This window comes from Roseateles sp. P1_C6 (genome assembly GCF_056406315.1).
The window spans coordinates 1-15,447 of sequence record NZ_JBFUAK010000003.1 but is presented as its reverse complement, the minus strand read 5'-3'; the positions used below and the strand labels follow the sequence as shown (position 1 = coordinate 15,447).

Annotated in this window: 17 protein-coding genes and 1 pseudogene; 6 read left to right on the top strand and 12 right to left on the bottom strand. The window is 60.0% G+C overall.

Annotated elements, in window-relative coordinates; translation table 11 throughout:
• The first annotated feature begins 194 nt into the window (after positions 1–194).
• Positions 195–662: an exodeoxyribonuclease III gene (locus tag AC1D29_RS06075; RefSeq protein ID WP_477895215.1), complete on the top strand. Its 468-nt coding sequence runs from the start codon at positions 195–197 to the stop codon at positions 660–662.
• A gap of 52 nt (positions 663–714) precedes the next feature.
• Here AC1D29_RS06075 and AC1D29_RS06070 read toward each other — a convergent pair.
• From AC1D29_RS06070 to AC1D29_RS06050, 5 genes and pseudogenes are all read right to left on the bottom strand, one after another.
• Positions 715–1,262 (bottom strand): annotated as a pseudogene (locus AC1D29_RS06070) (DNA-3-methyladenine glycosylase).
• A 10-nt stretch (positions 1,263–1,272) separates the two neighbouring features.
• Entirely contained in the window at positions 1,273–1,458 is a 186-nt protein-coding gene (locus tag AC1D29_RS06065; protein WP_477895213.1) for a DUF3606 domain-containing protein, read from the bottom strand.
• A 72-nt stretch (positions 1,459–1,530) separates the two neighbouring features.
• On the bottom strand, positions 1,531–2,082 hold the full coding sequence (locus AC1D29_RS06060; RefSeq protein WP_477895211.1) for a hemerythrin domain-containing protein: 552 nt from the start codon (positions 2,080–2,082) through the stop codon (positions 1,531–1,533).
• A gap of 59 nt (positions 2,083–2,141) precedes the next feature.
• A complete protein-coding gene (locus tag AC1D29_RS06055) occupies positions 2,142–2,420 on the bottom strand; it encodes a hypothetical protein (protein ID WP_477895209.1) in 279 nt (92 codons plus the stop codon).
• Between the two features lie 456 nt (positions 2,421–2,876).
• Positions 2,877–3,122: a hypothetical protein gene (locus AC1D29_RS06050; RefSeq protein WP_477895207.1), complete on the bottom strand. Its 246-nt coding sequence runs from the start codon at positions 3,120–3,122 to the stop codon at positions 2,877–2,879.
• A 202-nt stretch (positions 3,123–3,324) separates the two neighbouring features.
• Between AC1D29_RS06050 and AC1D29_RS06045 the strand changes: the two genes are divergently transcribed.
• Positions 3,325–3,549 carry a hypothetical protein gene (locus AC1D29_RS06045; RefSeq protein WP_477895205.1) on the top strand — a complete coding sequence of 75 codons (225 nt, stop codon included), beginning with the start codon at positions 3,325–3,327 and terminating at the stop codon, positions 3,547–3,549.
• 42 nt (positions 3,550–3,591) lie between these two features.
• On the opposite strand, the gene AC1D29_RS06040 is transcribed toward AC1D29_RS06045, so the two are convergent.
• Positions 3,592–4,365, bottom strand: a complete 774-nt coding sequence (locus tag AC1D29_RS06040) for an alpha/beta fold hydrolase (protein WP_477895203.1) — start codon at positions 4,363–4,365, stop codon at positions 3,592–3,594.
• Between the two features lie 105 nt (positions 4,366–4,470).
• Positions 4,471–4,977: a DUF4142 domain-containing protein gene (locus tag AC1D29_RS06035; protein WP_477895201.1), complete on the bottom strand. Its 507-nt coding sequence runs from the start codon at positions 4,975–4,977 to the stop codon at positions 4,471–4,473.
• Between the two features lie 240 nt (positions 4,978–5,217).
• Here AC1D29_RS06035 and AC1D29_RS06030 point away from each other — a divergent pair, with 240 nt between their 5' ends.
• Complete coding sequence (locus tag AC1D29_RS06030) at positions 5,218–5,472, top strand: hypothetical protein (protein WP_477895199.1); 255 nt, start codon at positions 5,218–5,220, stop codon at positions 5,470–5,472.
• 36 nt (positions 5,473–5,508) lie between these two features.
• On the top strand, positions 5,509–6,084 hold the full coding sequence (locus AC1D29_RS06025; protein WP_477895197.1) for a hypothetical protein: 576 nt from the start codon (positions 5,509–5,511) through the stop codon (positions 6,082–6,084).
• 1,005 nt (positions 6,085–7,089) lie between these two features.
• Here AC1D29_RS06025 and AC1D29_RS06020 read toward each other — a convergent pair.
• Positions 7,090–8,592 carry a hypothetical protein gene (locus tag AC1D29_RS06020; protein ID WP_477895195.1) on the bottom strand — a complete coding sequence of 501 codons (1,503 nt, stop codon included), beginning with the start codon at positions 8,590–8,592 and terminating at the stop codon, positions 7,090–7,092.
• Between the two features lie 1,341 nt (positions 8,593–9,933).
• Between AC1D29_RS06020 and AC1D29_RS06015 the strand changes: the two genes are divergently transcribed.
• Positions 9,934–10,482 carry a hypothetical protein gene (locus AC1D29_RS06015; protein WP_477895193.1) on the top strand — a complete coding sequence of 183 codons (549 nt, stop codon included), beginning with the start codon at positions 9,934–9,936 and terminating at the stop codon, positions 10,480–10,482.
• Positions 10,483–10,692: 210 nt separating this feature from the next.
• Here AC1D29_RS06015 and AC1D29_RS06010 read toward each other — a convergent pair whose 3' ends face one another.
• Positions 10,693–10,998, bottom strand: coding sequence for a helix-turn-helix domain-containing protein (locus AC1D29_RS06010; RefSeq protein WP_477895191.1), 306 nt, complete (start codon positions 10,996–10,998; stop codon positions 10,693–10,695).
• A gap of 84 nt (positions 10,999–11,082) precedes the next feature.
• Between AC1D29_RS06010 and AC1D29_RS06005 the strand changes: the two genes are divergently transcribed.
• Entirely contained in the window at positions 11,083–11,952 is an 870-nt protein-coding gene (locus AC1D29_RS06005) for a hypothetical protein (protein ID WP_477895189.1), read from the top strand.
• 475 nt (positions 11,953–12,427) lie between these two features.
• Here AC1D29_RS06005 and AC1D29_RS06000 read toward each other — a convergent pair whose 3' ends face one another.
• The 3 genes from AC1D29_RS06000 to AC1D29_RS05990 all read right to left on the bottom strand — a co-directional run.
• Positions 12,428–13,390 (bottom strand): SOS response-associated peptidase family protein, encoded by a 963-nt coding sequence (locus tag AC1D29_RS06000; protein WP_477895187.1) that lies wholly within the window; start codon positions 13,388–13,390, stop codon positions 12,428–12,430.
• Positions 13,391–13,456: 66 nt separating this feature from the next.
• Positions 13,457–14,590: a hypothetical protein gene (locus AC1D29_RS05995; RefSeq protein WP_477895185.1), complete on the bottom strand. Its 1,134-nt coding sequence runs from the start codon at positions 14,588–14,590 to the stop codon at positions 13,457–13,459.
• Between the two features lie 648 nt (positions 14,591–15,238).
• The coding region (locus AC1D29_RS05990; RefSeq protein ID WP_477895183.1) for an IS3 family transposase at positions 15,239–15,447 on the bottom strand (209 nt) is incomplete at its 5' end.

Sequence of the window (15,447 nt, the reverse complement as noted above, 5' to 3'; positions counted from 1 at the left end):
TCTTGTGACTTTGCTTGCCAGCGTTGACGTGCTGCTCATGCGAGCCGCCGCGCGTCGAGCCTTGCGTGCCGCCATGCTGGTTGCCGCCGCTGCGCGAGCTCTGCTCTTGTTCCCGGTGACGACATGAGCAAGATCAGGACTGACGCCCTGCAGCCGAGCAGAACGGTTCTGCTGCTGGTGGGGATGGCCTCAAAGTGGCGTGCCTTTACTTGCCGAACGGCAATCCAGCGCCTGGGCCCAAGTTTGACTACAAGCTGCGCTGGATGGAGCAGTTCAACCTTCACGCCGCCGCTCTCCTGGCGGGCAAGATCCCGGTCGTGTTGGCCGGCGACTACAACGTGATTCCGACCGCCCATGATGTGTACAAGCCTGAGCGCTGGGTAGATGACGCGCTGTTTCGCACAGAGACCCGCGAAGTGTTCGAGCGCTTGATGTCGCAAGGCTGGACGGATGCGATCAGGAAGTTCCATCCGGCGGCGACGATCTACACCTACTTCGATTACTTCAGGAACGCGTTCCAGCGCAACGCCGGGTTGCGCATCGACCATCTGCTGCTATCGCCATCGCTTGTTCCAAGACTGCGGGCTGCAGCCGTCGACCTTGAAGTGCGCGGCTGGGAGAAGTCCAGCGACCACGCCCCGGTGTGGATCGAACTGGATTGAAAGCGTTGCACTGGGTGTTGGCGCGGCGAACGCCGTTGGCAGGTGGTCTTCTCTAATTGAACCGCCGACTGAGGAAGGGGGATCCGGCCAAGCCGAATCGCCAGGGCAGATCAGCCGCCTTGGTGATGCCGATGCGAACGCCGACCATCAGCGCGGCGGGCTCGGCGGGCTCAAGCAATTCGAACGGCGGCTGGTCTAGCGCTTTGCCATCAAGTGCGCGGTTGACGCCCAAGGCCTGGCCGACGCGGCCGGGCCCTGAGGCTAGCAAGTGGATACGCTCGATGCCACGGCGCTCGCGCATGACATCCACGCCTTGCGTGGGCTCCAGGGCGCGAATCAGCACGGCAGCGCCATGGCCTGCATCGCGGCACACGATATTGAGGCACCAGTGCAGGCCGTAGCTCAGATAGACATATGCCACAAGCCCGGCGGGCCGAACATTGCCGCGTTGCGTGGCGTCTGGCCCTTGAAGCTGTGGGAGACCTCGTCATCCACGTCGTAGGCCTCGGTCTCAACGATCACGCCACCCACGCCATCCACCAAAAGCGTCCAGCCGATCAGCTGACGCGCAACGGTCTCAGGGCTCTGCGCGAAGTCCACGGACCGCGAACTAGCTCCGCTTGCCCTTCAGATGTTGCTCCACTTCGGCGGCCCGGTCACCGACCTGGGCGACGGCCTGCTTGAGCTGTTCGCTGGTGACGTCGAACTTGGCGGCCCAATCGCGAAGCTCATACGCCTCGTTGACGTTGATGCGCTGGCGGTCCCGGCCGCCAGTCTTCGACTTGTCGTCTGCCATGCTCGTGCTCCAGGGTGATGGCCAATCGATGGTTTGAACAAGGCCCGGCTCGACGGGCCTCGTTCTGACCGGTCAGTGCGGTTCGCTGACTTGGCCCATCAGTTCGGCCTTGCGGGCGGCGATCTCTTCGCCGATGCCGTCCAGGTCGAGGTCGGACTTGCGGATCTTGGGGAACATCTCGCCTTCCTCTTCCTTGACGTGATGGTCGATGTACTCGCCGAGCACCTTGACCTTGGCGTCGTAAAGCGGATCGTCCGGAGAGCCTGATTCGATTTGGGCGATCAGTTCCTTGGCGCTGGCGTGTTCGACATCGGCCTCGTCGACCAGGTCCTCGTCTTCACCCAGCACCCCACGGGCGCGGGGATAGAACAGTTCTTCTTCGGCCGTTGCGTGTGCCGTAAGCATCACGCAGATCTGTGCCGCGACGACTTGCTTTTCGCCTGCGTCGGCCTCGGCCTTAACGAGCTTGTCGTACTCCTTGAACAGCGCCTTGACCTCACGGTGGTCATTGATGAGCAGGTCGATCGCGTCCGGAGCTTCGCTGCGGCGGCTCTTGGAACCTGTGGCGGGTTTGACAGATGCGCCCTTGGACGCCTTGGCTGAGGTTTTCGTTGCGGTTGGCATGTGATTTCCTACTGGCTAGTGGCAAAGACACCGCCCAACGCCCATGGGCGGCGCGGGATTTACACGGCGCTTTCGTGCCGGAGTTCTGCGTCCTCGTTGTCGGTTTCTCCCTGCTGCTGCTCGCGCACTTCCTGTTCAGCGGGCCGGCGGGACGTGTCGCCTTGCTGCTGCTGAGGATGTTGCGGCAGCCGTGTGGCGGGCGGTTCCCCAGCCAACGCTGAGGCGGCCTGCGGGCCTTCGCCTTGACTTTGGGATTGGTCGTTTTGATCCTGCCGCTGCACCTGGTCGTTCACCTCGGGACGTGCCGTCTGACCGACGTGGGATAGAGGGTTGCTCATGGCTGAATTCCTTTCCAAGTCTGTGCAACAGCAAGCGTCGTGCCGGGGTGAGTGCGTTGCCGGCGTAGTCACACGAGGCAGGCCATGAAGATTTATCGAACAAGCGTGACGCTGCTGTCGGACAAGGCCGCACTTACGCGAGGGCGTGCAAAAAGGAAGGGCCTGACATGCACTTGTCAGGCCCGTCTCCCTCCTGCGGGCTTCCTACGAGCCGATTGCTTGAAGCAAGCACCTCTCGCGCTTCGCCGCCAAGTCATTGACGGATACCGTATGCCGCGTCTTACGCATTCATCAGACGGTTTGCACAGGCGAGCTTCCCGCTGCTCGGCTAGATTTGTGACGTCGCGAGCCAGGACAGATGCCCGACGGCAATGGAACGGCGCACCGACAAAGGCCCGATGCTTTCAAGCATTGGGCCTTTTCTATGGAAGGGTTACGGCAGGGGACAGGACGTACTCACCGGGACGCAACGTGCGTGACGTTGAGGTGTTCGACCTGCAGTTCGTTCAAGGCATCCAGCTCTGCGGCCAGCCAAAACGCGTTCTCTTCCGCGCGTGTCAATTCGGTTTGCAGCTGAACCAATTCCGTCCCAGAGACGCACTCTCTACCTTCAGCGTCCAACGCGGCCTTGCGGGCTGCGCGCACCATGATCTGTGCGTTTTCCAGCTCGAGACGTTTCTCTTCAATGCGCTGCTGATACATCGTTCAGCTCCCAACAGACTCCCGCTTTTCTGGCGGGTACTGACCTAGACCGGCGCCCGCCAGAAAATTTACATCACCGCCGCCTGGGATTTCAACGAGGCCGGGGTGCGGAAGTTGCAACTGATCAGATCAGGCGACGGCTGACATCCCGAATCGTTTGAACGGTGTAGAAATTTCCTGACTCCACGTCCGGCCCTTTCCCATGACGCAGCAGCATCCTTACCGCGGCAAGATGATCCTGATCCAGGCGCGTCCGGAGGGTCCCGATCTGTACCGACCTGCCTATGCCATCGCTGACACGGCCGATGCCGACCCTGAGCACAGCGAACTGATTGACCAGCTTTGTGAGACGGCGACCATGGCGTTCGCTCGCGGACGAGAGGCCGGCGAGGCCTGGATCGACGCGCACGCGACGCCCAGCAAATAGGTGGCCGGCAGGTGCGAAGTTCGCCACGATGCGGCGATGCAGCTATGACCCTGACGACCTGACTGGACGTTGCGGTGCTTCGTAAGGCCTCCAACGATTGCTGGGTTGTGCAAGCCGATCCGCGATTACCCCGAGCACCGTCGGGTTCCAGCCGAGTCCGCAATGGCTACCTTCGACCTCCACGTTCTGGATGTCGCGGCGCTGCTCGGGCTGGATGCACGCCTGCCATGCAACCACGCCGTCAGTCCGGCTGTAGATGGACGTAGTGGGCACATCGGGTGGGGTCAACAATTGCTTGCGCATCGCGCTATCCAGCATCGGTTTTTGTCCGCTGAGGATCCGATAGACGAGGCCGGCGTGCGTATCGTCGCCTCCGCTGGCGAATGGTGTGCCGATGGTGATGACCTGACGGACCCGTGGCCGCAGGCGCTTGGCAACCTCGCGGGCGTAGATGCCACCGAGGCTCCAGCCGATCAGACTGAGATCTTGCGTTCGGTCGGGGGCCAGCGCGCAAACATGCTCGGCCAGTTCATCCAGCCAGCCGTTGGGCTCGCCCCTCGGGCCGGTGTTGAAACCGCGTCCCCAGTCGTAGGCCTCGTATCCGAGGCCCTCGCAGAACGACGTGAGCGGCGCGGTGGCATGCTTGTCCGAAGCCAATCCCGGAAACACCACCACGGTATGGCCATCCCCTCGTGGAAAGCCCGAGGCGTCTAGCAAGCGCATGTGCGCGTATTCCCAGGCGGCTCGGAGCGGCTCTAAGCCGAGCAGGCTCAATGGGGGGGCACCGGCAGAAGCTGGGTCAGGGATGCTGGTCATTGCGGACTCCATGTTGCATTGCAGCAATGTGCCGTTGCAACATGGGCCGCATCGTGCGTTGAGACGCCTTTTGAGGGTCGGACGAGGCTTACACGGCGTCCGAAGTCACTTCTTCGGTGCGACGCTGAGTGCCTGGGCCATCTCCAGGTGGTGCTTGAGGCCTGGCAAGGTCTTCTCGGCCCACGCCTTGACCTCGGGGTCCTTGGCGTTCTTGGCCGCGTCTTCGAACAGCTTGATCGTGTCCTTGTGGGCGTTGACGCCGAAGTGCTTGGCATAGCGCTCGTCGAACTTGTCGTTGTCGCCGGCGTCGATCAACTTCAGCTCGGCCTTCTGCGTGACCGACGGACCATCGGGCAGCTTGACGTTCTTCTTGGCAGCCAATGCCTTGAGTTCGTCCGCCACCTTGGTGTGGTCGGCGATCATGGAATCGGCGAACGCCTTTACGTCGGCATTTTTCGCCTTGGTCTGAGCCAGCTTGCTGGCCTCTATCTCGGCGGCGCCCGCATGGGCGGCGTCTTTCATGAACGACTCGTCAGACTTCGCGTGGGCGGGGGCAGCGGCCAGCGCAGCGGTCGCGACAAGGGTAGACAGGACAGCAGTGAGACGACGCATTGTTAACTCCGTTTGTTAAGGGTGGTTGCGCGCCGAGCGCGACGCCGGAAGCGGCAATTTGCGTACCCATCCGAATCGTTGACGTATCCCTAACGCGCGGCTGAAAGGCGACCTCGTCCTACAACAAAGGCGATTCAGGGTGCAGATGCTCTGGTTGTGTTGGGCTCTGCCGCTAAAAGCAACGCCGCATGCAAGCTTGTGCAGAGCAGTCTCAGCGCCTCGAGCGCACGAAAGGCAGCCATGACAGACAGCGTGATCGACGTACATAACGGAATTCGTTTCAAGGTCGAAACCTTTCCGAAAGGCGACCTGTTCGTCGGGCGCTTCACCATCCTCGACCCAACTGCCGCTGCAGGCAGCGGCACTGACGACAGCTATCGGCCGGCGACAGACAACGCCTGGGCAACGCCAGAGGAGGCGCTGACCTACGCCACCGAAGCAGCCCATCACGCAATCGAAGGCATTCCCCCATTCACGGAAGGCCAACCGCAATAGGCATGCGGCCCACGAAGTGACGGCGAACCGCCCACCATGCCCGACAGCGCTGAACTCGTTCGCATGTTGCTCGCCTTCATCTGGGTGCCGCTGCTCATGCTGGCGGGCCTCCTCGACTGGGCCTGCCATCGCCAATTGCGGATTGAACACACGGCCGGGCTGCCAGAGTCGCTGCTGCATCTAGTGATGGTGGCCCTGCTGGGCACCGCAATCCTGGCGGCGCTTTACATGGAACCTACGGCCGGACTGCTGTGCCTGTTGCTAGGGGCTCTGGTCCTGCACGACCTCGCCTACGCGGCCGACTTGAAGGTGGCGCTGGCGCGCCGCACCATCCCTGCGCTTGAGCAATGGGTGCATGGATTTCAGCACCTGCTACCTTGGGCCGGCCTTGCAGGGATCATGGCGATGACGCCCGGCCAAACGCTGGCTCTCCTAGGACTGTCTGACGCGCGGCCTGATTGGGGCATCCGGCTAAAGGCAGCTTTGCCGCCCGTGGCCTACTCTGCAACGTTGATCGGGTCAGCGCTCGTACTGAATGTGCTGCCCTTTCTACAGGAGGCCTGGCGCAGTGTGCGGGCCAAAGCCCGTGAGCCCCAGGATGGCCATGCCTGATCTGATGGTTCGATAGCCCTCTGCCTGAGTCGGTCTGTCGACGGACCGCTTCCAGCCTCCTGCTGCCAACCTATCAATTTCGGCTTTGGGCACATTCCTGAAGCTCGACGCAGCGACCCGGAGGGCGACTTCGTGCCCAAAGCGGAAGGTCGAGATCGACGCCGAAGGGCGGCACCGCCGCGGTTGCCGTCATCGGCGAGCAGCCCCCGAGTTCACTCTGCCTGGCATGAAGCATCCGCCGTCACCCGCCAGGGTGACGGCTTCAACGATCGGTGTTAATGGTGCTCAGGTCATCCATGCTGGCTCCCTCGGCTGTCGTCGTCAACTCACGCTGGAATGTCTACTGCTTATCGGGCGGGAATGGCGCTATCGACTCAAAGTAGACATCTGCGCGACGAATTGACACTCTTCCGGTTGGTCGCGGGCTACGCCTTACCTAGGCCTCCCCGAGCAAATTAAGCAAAGTACGAGCCACTCTCGGTGAGTGGGTTCCTTCTACCGTCAAATAAGAGACATCGCCCAACTAGCCGCGGCTTGAAGTGTTGCCAGAGCTATTTACAGAAAACCTGTTTAGGCGGCTCGCCGTAATCGCTGACTTTTCCCAAAGGCGGAATTCCAGCCTTAGTCATTGCTCGTTCCAAATACTGGACGCACACGGAATACTCTTGGAATCGAATTGGTCCTTGATATTCGCCAATGCAGCCAACACGCGGCCAAGCTTTGGCAAGTTCAGCGAGGTCTTTGTCTTTCCCTCTAGCTACCATCACTCGATTGGATGCGCTGAACGCAACTGACACATCCTTTTCGCCCAAATAGGTCTGAGCAAGATGTCGAGTGTTCCTCTGGAACGCTTCAACTTCCGAGGGACTAAGGGGCTCCCGCCAACTGCATATGGGATAGGTCCTTGAACTCGTAGTGCAGCACGCAGTAACACCCAAGGCCATGGCAAGAATCAAGAGTCTCGCGGGCCGCATACGAAAATCTGCCATTTCGCCAGACCAGTTGTTAAGGCTTCTTGGCAAAAGACAGACTTTCAACTGGCGCGCCTAAACTCAACTGAGTTGCAGCGACCCCGCTTTTCATTAATTTCTGACCCAGTTCGGTCTGGTCCCAGTAGTTGCTCATGAAAGCATGGGCTTTCTTGTCCGTTCCAGGAATTGCTTCCACTGTCCGGAAGGCGAGCAGCCTCGCATGCTGCGGGCCGTCGGTAAATTCGACCCATTTTTCCGCAATGCTGTAGCTCATGTCGTAGCTCGTGCTGCCGCCACCGCCACCGCCACCGAAACTTATCCCGCAGAACGAGAATCCGCCAGACCCCCCTGCAGAAAAGCGACGCCATGTTTCGACCTGGCTCTCATCCTTCAAATAAACGCGAAGCGTCAACCCGCGCGCAATAACCATCGATGCGGTTACGTAGGCCAGTCTCGCGGCGAGCTTGGGGTCTTTCTTAAGCTCCTCAGCAACTTGCGGGATCGTAAAAATGCCGCTCGAGTACCAAGGACCACGCCGTACCCAGACCTCAGCTATGTTTTCGAACTTCACAGAGAATTCAGTGACCTGAGAGGCGATCGATGCAACAGTCTCGCCACCCGACGCCGAAGCGCTTGCAGAGAAGAACAAATAGCTTCCAGAGGCGTGGACATTCCAATCGGTGTCATGATTGTGCTTCTGCACAGCTGAGTCTTTAATTTCAAAACGGCGCACGCCAGGATTCTTCAAAAATCCTACAAGGGAAATTGCGGGCGTGATGTCTTGTCCTTCGTCAAACAGAGAAAGCCCCCCGATAGAGTTCAGTCGAGCCAAATCCATTTCAGAATAACCTCGATCAATCTCAAGTGTTGCATTCTTTGGTCGGGGCATCTTGTTTTCCACGAGGGTCGTAAAATCAAAACGCTTAAGTAATTCTTGAGTATCGGGCGGAAATGCTGCCAACCGAATCTGCGCAATGTCCCTGAGCTCCGAATCAATGCTGGATCGGAGATCGCGCAAGGTGCTTGGAATTCGCTGGATCTCGAAAAAACTAATCTGCTCTTCCAGATAATGAGGATCGCTTTCTTTAAGACCCCGCTTTGTGGCTTCAGCACGCCAGGCATCATTGACCTCAGTGAAAAGATGCTGAATGTCCTTCCGATAATCGGCCATATTCCCGCGGTGGCCTTGAATTTGCTGAAGCGCCTTTGCGCTCAATTTCGAATCCAGCTTTGACATCACTCGGTTGAGCAAATTTTCATACTGCTCAGAGTAGAGATCTGCTGTAGAAGGGCTTCCCATCGCGTAACTTGTCGGCGAGGTCAGAACGACCCTGTCAGCAAATGAGCGAAAAACCTCTTCATCCCAAAGAGGAGATTTTTCGTACAAATCGATTGTAAGAAGCGTGTTGTTGACGGCGATCCGCTGACCGGGCGGCATGCTGTCCCCGGGAGGAAGAATCAACTCATGGAGGAAGTCGTAATACTGGTCGAGCGCGTTCTTAATAGCTGACTGAGCAGCCGTCAAATCATGAGCCATGATCTTCTCCCTGTTTAGAAAAAGGTTTCTACAATTTGCGAAGGTACGTTCGAGAACGCGCGTACAGACGGAGCATCATTGCGTGCTAGTACGGTTAAGGAAACATCAACTTTAATGATGTGCCGTGCCTAACGCGAAAGGCGGGGCCTGATCCGTCGGGCACCGCCGACCGTCTATGGCCAAGAATCAAGACCAATATCACGGTCAATTCACGTCACCCAAGCCGGGCCCGCGCCCGCGGCACGGCGAACCCGCCGGTACCCCTTGGGGATCGCCGGGAGGTGTTTCGCGCCCTTCGGGAGGTTCGCGTTAATCGCCTGTGATTGTTCTGATGTCGTCCCTTGCGGAATCAGCACCGGCGATTGGTACGGGCGGGGGCGATCTGAACAGGCGGAATCGCACTTTGGTCAAAAACCCTCGCGGGTTCGTAATTCTCATCCTCCGGCAGCGGCCATCGAACAAGCAAAGCTGGAAGTGGACCCCGTTGCTCGACCGAGGGCTGCTTTGGGCACTTTGCTGACCCTCAGGCGCCGACTGCTAGCGACGGCACCCAGCCTGAAGCGGCCGGCATCTCCGCACTAGACGCTGAACCGAGCCATCAAGTCGCCGGACACGCTGCCCTGCACGACACCTCCGGACAAGGTGCTCATCAGGCGCAGGATTCCGTGCTCAGAAGACGCTGGACCAAGTGCTCCGGTCGCGTCGGAATATGCACCTGGTGCGGCGCACTGGCTGATGCGGGCCAACATCGAGTTCACCGTGGACCCAGAGGGGCACTACGTCATAGAGACCGGGACAGAGCCCGAAGGACGTTGAGTAGAGCTAGCGGCCCATAAATGTGAGCGATTACTCACATGGTTGTTAAAAATTATTACTGACGACTAATTAGCCTCCAGGAATAATTCTCTCTAAACCGGGCTCTTACGCTCAGCGGCGAGCCCGGCTGCTTCCGCCCGCGGTAGGTTTGCCAGTACCCTAGGTTGCGGGCGTGCCAGGCCCACTGCGGGCCGACATCGCGTTCACGGTGCATCCGGACGGGCAATGCATCATGGAAGCCGGTACCGATTTGGTCGACCATTCGCCGGACCAGCAGACCTGGAAGGTGCGTGGCGCTTCTGGCGGAAGAGCAGGAAGGCCTGAACGAGCTGATCACGTTCTGCCGCTGGCGCGAATAGCTTACGGACTGGCCGTTGTCGCCACTGAAAGCGTGTCCCACGACAGAGCCAACACAAGGGTTAACCCGCGAATCCGCTCTACACTGGCGTGAGCTGGAATGGGCCGAAAGCCCGCTTCTTTTTTTGGCTGACCGCCAACCACTCCGACGAAATCGGAGCAACAACCATGGCCAATCGCGCCTACTCGACCCTCTTTTCCTGTCTGCACGACGAGGCTGAGCCTGTTGGCAATCTCGGAAATGGCACCCACCACTCGGTGTGCCGCGCGGTGGCGTGGCAAGACAAGGATCTCTCCCCCTTGCGAAAGGCCAAGGCCCACGACTTCGCCATCATCTGGGACGAAGACCACGACGATCGCGTCGTGCCCGTCGTGGAGGGCCTATTGATGGCCGGCTTGCTGGCACCGACGCTCTTTATCGGGGAGCGCAAAGGCAATCTGACTGTGGTCGTCGACGCTGCGCTGTTTGACGGCACCCAAATCAACCCTGACAAGTACACCGAGGACGTCGAGCACGTCTGCCAAGTCAGCACCGATGCCGACTACTGGCCTGTCGAAGTCGTGGCGCTGGAGCGCACGCCTGAAGGCTTGGACGGCGAAGGCCTGGGTGGCCTCATCAACGACCGGTCGCACCGCGTGCTGAGCTACTTGCGTGGCATCGACGTGTTGTGGAACCTGGGTTTGAAGGAGATCGGGCGCAAGGTTCCGCTCGACTGACCTGGCTGTCCCGGACATCCCAACGACACGGCCGCGCCGCGTTGGAAAGGAAAGGCCCCGCACCGCGGGGCCTCTTAGAACTGGGGGCGCGAGCCTTCAGGATTGAGCAGTCGACTGCCGCAGCCCTCCGGGTCTTGCCCCGCTAGACGGTGGGCCAACACTGTTGACCATTGCCGAAATCATATCCCGCTGCCACGGCAATGGATGCGATCACGAATCCGCTGTGACCGGCTCCAGCGCGCCTTCCGCGGCGCGTACGACCTTCCAAGCCGGCACCCCTAGCGTCTGCGCAATCCGCAGGATGAGGCCGAACGTCGGCTGTCGCTCGCCGCGTTCGAGCTTGCCGTAGTACGAACGGTCGACGCCTGCTGCAAACGCAAAGGCGTCTTGCACCCACCCTTTCTCTTCACGCAACCGCCGCACCGCCGAGCCAAACGCCTTCGCTGCCGCCGGATCGAACGAGGTCGACCGTGGGGCGGGCTTTCGACGTGGAGTTGCAGGCTTGGCAGTGGGCACGAGCGAAGCGTGCCAAGCGTGCTATCTTGTTGACCACGGCATATAAGCCGTATTCAAACGACCGCGAATCAAAGAGTTGCTGAAATGAAGCGATTGCTGGGAGGGATGCTGTGGATCGCCGTCGGCGTTGCACAGAGCGCGGGCGCCGAGCCCGCGTCCAACCTCGGCGACCTTTACAAGCAGTACGTCGACGTCGGACTTGGCGACGGGACTTACAAGGCCTGGCGACCGCCCGAGGTCTCGATGAAGCTCTCGGCAATGCGTACGGATGCACGCTACCGCGTGCCCGGTTCCATCGCCTTCACATTCCCTCAGCCGTTCGTTGAACAGAGCGCGGCTGTGGCCATCATGGAGACAGTCGCTGGTGACCTGGCCCGCGTCTGCGCTGCCGGGGCAGGCGAACTCAAGTTCGAGGCCCGGCCTGGCATTGACGAGCCGAAGGCAGAGCGCGACATTAAGCGCCTGCAGCAGCGAAAGCTCTACGGCCGCTACGCGTGCGCTTCCGAAACTGCTCCGTTCGACATCGAAGTCCAGGCAGGCCGGGTCGTGACAGAACGCCAACTGCCCCCCACGCTGTCATGGACCATCGTCCTGGCCACGGCCACGCCTGAGCAGATCCTCAAGCTTCGTGACCAGTCTCGCCGACGGGATGAAGAGGCCAATGCCTTCCGAAAAAGCCTGAAGCCCGGCACCGTCGTCGCAGTCAGCGCGGGCGACGTCCCTTCTCAGCACCTGGGGCTCGAGTACAAGAGGTACGAGAGCCAACTCCGAGGCAGAAAATTCTCCGTCTGCGGCATGGTCGTAGAAGTGCGAGAGCAGCTTGTGCAGTTGCAGGTGGGCGGCGGGCTCTTCTTCGTCACGCCGGCCAGCGTTCGCCCCGTCAAGGACCAAATGCCCTTCGGCGCGTCGGTGCCGCTGGACGACCTCGAGAGCTGGTGCTTGAAGGTCAGCTGAGCCAAGGTAGGCGCGCTCGTCCTAGCCGTGCTGGCGATCTATGCGGTGGCTGCGGGCTGGTCGTGGCGGCGATGAGGCCGCTGGGTACGACTTCCGCGAATGCAGTCGAAACGCCTAGACGTGTGCGTGCATGGTTCGGCCGCCGACTTGGCCTCGAAGATCCAAGCTGGGCTGGCCGATCCGGCCAAGTCTGGCGCTAGGGTAGAGCCGGTGCTCGTCCTGCACACGCAACGCGACCTACGCCAGGCAGCTACCGAGCACGGACACTTCGCGGCCCGGATCGATTGCTTGGCCGACCTCCTGGAAATGGGCTTCCAGCGCGAAGCCACAGAGTTTGCTCATCACCTCGTAAGAAGCGCAAAGAGCGCAGCCGTCGTGACTTGATAGCCATGTCGTAAGTGGTTGGCGGAGAAGCCTGAATCGACGGATTCCCGGCCTTCCCGCTCTTTGCGGAACTGCGGGTTTACCCCGACGCCTACGCTGCCAGCAGCTGATGCTCGTAGTAAGGCCGTTCACGATCCTCCAGCATCTGATCCAAGTCATCCAGGCTGTGTCCCTGCGGGGTTAGCCAAGGCATCACGTTATCGGGGCGGAGGGGGACGATGCAGCGGTCGTGGCCTGCCGCGCGGACTTCTTCCGGCGGCTCGTCGGTGATGAAGGCGAAGGAATCAAGAGCCTCCTCGCCTTCTCGCTCCCAGTGCGAGATCAAGCACGCGACGTACATGTCCTGGTCGTTGTTCGGGTTGAACACGATCTCAGTTTTCGTGACCTCTTCACCGGGCCGCAGCGCCCGGCCTTCGGCCTCATGCCTGTTCACCCATTCGTAGAAGGTCTGGGCAACGACCACGCCATGGGTCTTGCCGAACTCCCCGCGCCAGAAATCCCGTAGGCTGGTTCGGCGAGCGTTAAAGGTGCCGGGGTAGAGCTTGTCGTAGTTGGCCGGCGCACGTGCAGGGCGACATTGATAGCGCATGGGCTTGATGACCAGTTCGCCGTCTTCCATGAACATCACCGGCAGGTAGCTCATGGGGAAGATCCGGTCATCTGCCGGCCGATGTTCGATGCGGTTCATCTCGGCAATCTTCTGACGTGCACGCTCAATCTTGTTCGTCGCGATGCGTTGGCTTTCCTGGGCGCCCTTCGTGACCTTCTTTTCCAGCTTGCGCTGGGCCTCCGCTAGGCGGGTGCGCTGTTCGAACAGCTCAACCTCGAACTCGGTCGTCAACTGCCGCCGGTGTTCAAGCACCAGGTCCCAGATGGCCTGCTCTTCGTCGGTCTGCGGGTTGGCAAAGGCGTTCTCCATGCCACGCGGGAGGTGCAGCTTCGCCCCTTGCGATCGAGCGAAGAAGATCTTGAAGAACTCTTTGATGCGGATCTTGGCGCGGAACTCTCGTACGTACTTTCGGTAATCCGACCAGACCTGGGCCGAGTAGCACATCCCATTCCTCCAAGCGCTGACGCCTTGATGCTATCGGGCCTCTTGGGAGCATCGCCATGGGCTACTTCAAACGGACAGCCACCGATAGAGAAGCCAGCCTACGCCAACGCACATCAAACTGACCAAAGCGCAGACTGTAGCGAACTTCCGATTGAAGCGCCGTCCGCGGAAACGAGCGACCTCAGCAGGCACAACATCCGTCAGAACGAATGGCATCCACCGCTCTTCGAAGTTCAGGAGCGTGAAGTAGCTGGAGTGACTCCAGAACTGATTCTCACGTTGCGAGACCCTTCCATTTGCAAGACTCTCAAAACCGGCATAGCCAGACCCTCCGGCATCGTTCATCACCCACTCAGCGACTCGGGGCCAAATGTCCTTCTTGCCATAGTCGTTGAGCGCATGCTGGAACTGCCCGTTCTTGAATGCGGCATCCCAGTCGTAGTCCCGCGGAATGATCGAGCCGCACAGCACAATGTTGTTAAACCTGATCTGCGGGTACCGCATCATGGCCATTGCGACGATGTAGCTCCCATAGCTATGCGCGATGATTGACGGCAACGGCGCGTCAGCTGGCCTCTGGGCCCTGAAGGCCTCATACCGGCGGAGAAACCACTCAATCTTGGCGTCCCGGTCGCTCCCTGAAAGAAGCTTCCGCACACCCACGTAGCCGTAGGTCCACGGGACGTGGTCAACATACGACTTATTGAAGACGGGCTGGATATCTCTTTGCCAGTCGCCTCGCGTGTTGAACCCGTGAAGAGAAATGATGGTCGGTCGCCCGTCCTTCGTTGGCTCCGATTGCTTCGAAGAAGCGGCGGTGGCGGCCTTCATAAAGAATCGCTGCTCCCCGTCTTGAAATGACTCAGCATCTTTCATCGCTGCAGCCAACCTACGAAGAGTTCGCGCCACTTCCTGCCGGTCGGTGGAGAGAGGCACCTTGAAGTGAGCGTGGCCACTCTCGACCCACAGGCAAGGGACATCGTCGGCTTTTAGACCGGGAAAGCGGTCGCTGCTGACTGCAGAAGCCACATCACTTGAGGCACGTGCGGGCAACTTCCCCGCATGGAGGATCACCCTCATTTCGCCCGTGATCGCATCCACCTCGTCTCGATGATTCAGAAAGTAGTGCGCCGCCGCTTCGTCGGCCTCGAAGTAGATCGGAATGACTTGGACGTACATCGCTGGATCAGTCTCGCCCATGCGAGCACGAATCCCAAGCGATCTCGAACTCTGCCGGAGTCGGCGGGCGATCCTTAGGAAGGTGTCGCTCCATGCAAGATGGTCTAGGAATGCGAACCAACGGACCGCAATGCCCGTCTGAGACGATGTGCATCACGGAGCCAGGGTTAGTCGGGAAGTAGCCGTCTAGTGCAACTCTGAAGAGCTCATGGGCAATCCGCTCAACTTGGAGACGGGGCCGAGGCTCACCTACTTCAACGAGCACCATTCCAACAATTTGATCGACGACAGCTCGATAACTATGGGTCCAATTGGTCGAGCCGGAACGGTAGGTTGTCGCCAGAAGGTGACTGAAAAATACTCGTTCTAGATGCATCAGATTCCTCCCTGGGGATACCTCTTTTTCTAATTGTTGCCTCGAAAGGCATCCGCCGTGAAGGGGGATCGGCACCCAAGACTTGCGCAATCGCACCACGCCCAGCATCAGATGCTTGTGTGTCCTACATGCCGGCTGCTGCGGGTTACGGAGAGCGATGCAAGATTCCGAACTCAGTGAAAGGGCCGAAGTCTGGCGACGCGCCGTCGGCCTCTGCGAGATGTCCGGCCACACCGTCGACGCGCTCAAGGTACTGAACCGCCCCGGCAATCGCGGAGGCCTATTGGTTTAAGTCAGACGGTCGCGGCCTGACCAGCGCGTTGTCGATGGTAGTTGGCCTCGAACTCGGCCGGCGGGATGTAGCCCAGCGGCTCCATCAATCGGTGGTGGTTGAACCAGGCCACCCATTCCAGCGTGGCCAGCTCCACCGCCTGCTTGGTCTTCCACGGCCCGCGCCGATGGATCACCTCGGCCTTGTAGAGGCCGTTGATGGTCTCGGCCA

What these genes read in the sequence shown, in the direction of transcription:
- AC1D29_RS06030 (WP_477895199.1), top strand. Translation starts at nt 5,218, where the DNA reads ATGACAGACAGCGTGATCGACGTACATAACGGAATTCGTTTCAAGGTC.
- AC1D29_RS06040 (WP_477895203.1), bottom strand. Translation starts at nt 4,365, where the DNA reads ATGACCAGCATCCCTGACCCAGCTTCTGCCGGTGCCCCCCCATTGAGC.
- AC1D29_RS06015 (WP_477895193.1), top strand. Translation starts at nt 9,934, where the DNA reads ATGGCCAATCGCGCCTACTCGACCCTCTTTTCCTGTCTGCACGACGAG.
- AC1D29_RS06035 (WP_477895201.1), bottom strand. Translation starts at nt 4,977, where the DNA reads ATGCGTCGTCTCACTGCTGTCCTGTCTACCCTTGTCGCGACCGCTGCG.
- AC1D29_RS06020 (WP_477895195.1), bottom strand. Translation starts at nt 8,592, where the DNA reads ATGGCTCATGATTTGACGGCTGCTCAGTCAGCTATTAAGAACGCGCTC.
- AC1D29_RS06000 (WP_477895187.1), bottom strand. Translation starts at nt 13,390, where the DNA reads ATGTGCTACTCGGCCCAGGTCTGGTCGGATTACCGAAAGTACGTACGA.
- AC1D29_RS06060 (WP_477895211.1), bottom strand. Translation starts at nt 2,082, where the DNA reads ATGCCAACCGCAACGAAAACCTCAGCCAAGGCGTCCAAGGGCGCATCT.
- AC1D29_RS06005 (WP_477895189.1), top strand. Translation starts at nt 11,083, where the DNA reads ATGAAGCGATTGCTGGGAGGGATGCTGTGGATCGCCGTCGGCGTTGCA.
- AC1D29_RS06050 (WP_477895207.1), bottom strand. Translation starts at nt 3,122, where the DNA reads ATGTATCAGCAGCGCATTGAAGAGAAACGTCTCGAGCTGGAAAACGCA.
- AC1D29_RS06045 (WP_477895205.1), top strand. Translation starts at nt 3,325, where the DNA reads ATGACGCAGCAGCATCCTTACCGCGGCAAGATGATCCTGATCCAGGCG.
- AC1D29_RS06065 (WP_477895213.1), bottom strand. Translation starts at nt 1,458, where the DNA reads ATGGCAGACGACAAGTCGAAGACTGGCGGCCGGGACCGCCAGCGCATC.
- AC1D29_RS06055 (WP_477895209.1), bottom strand. Translation starts at nt 2,420, where the DNA reads ATGAGCAACCCTCTATCCCACGTCGGTCAGACGGCACGTCCCGAGGTG.
- AC1D29_RS05995 (WP_477895185.1), bottom strand. Translation starts at nt 14,590, where the DNA reads ATGGGCGAGACTGATCCAGCGATGTACGTCCAAGTCATTCCGATCTAC.
- AC1D29_RS06025 (WP_477895197.1), top strand. Translation starts at nt 5,509, where the DNA reads ATGCCCGACAGCGCTGAACTCGTTCGCATGTTGCTCGCCTTCATCTGG.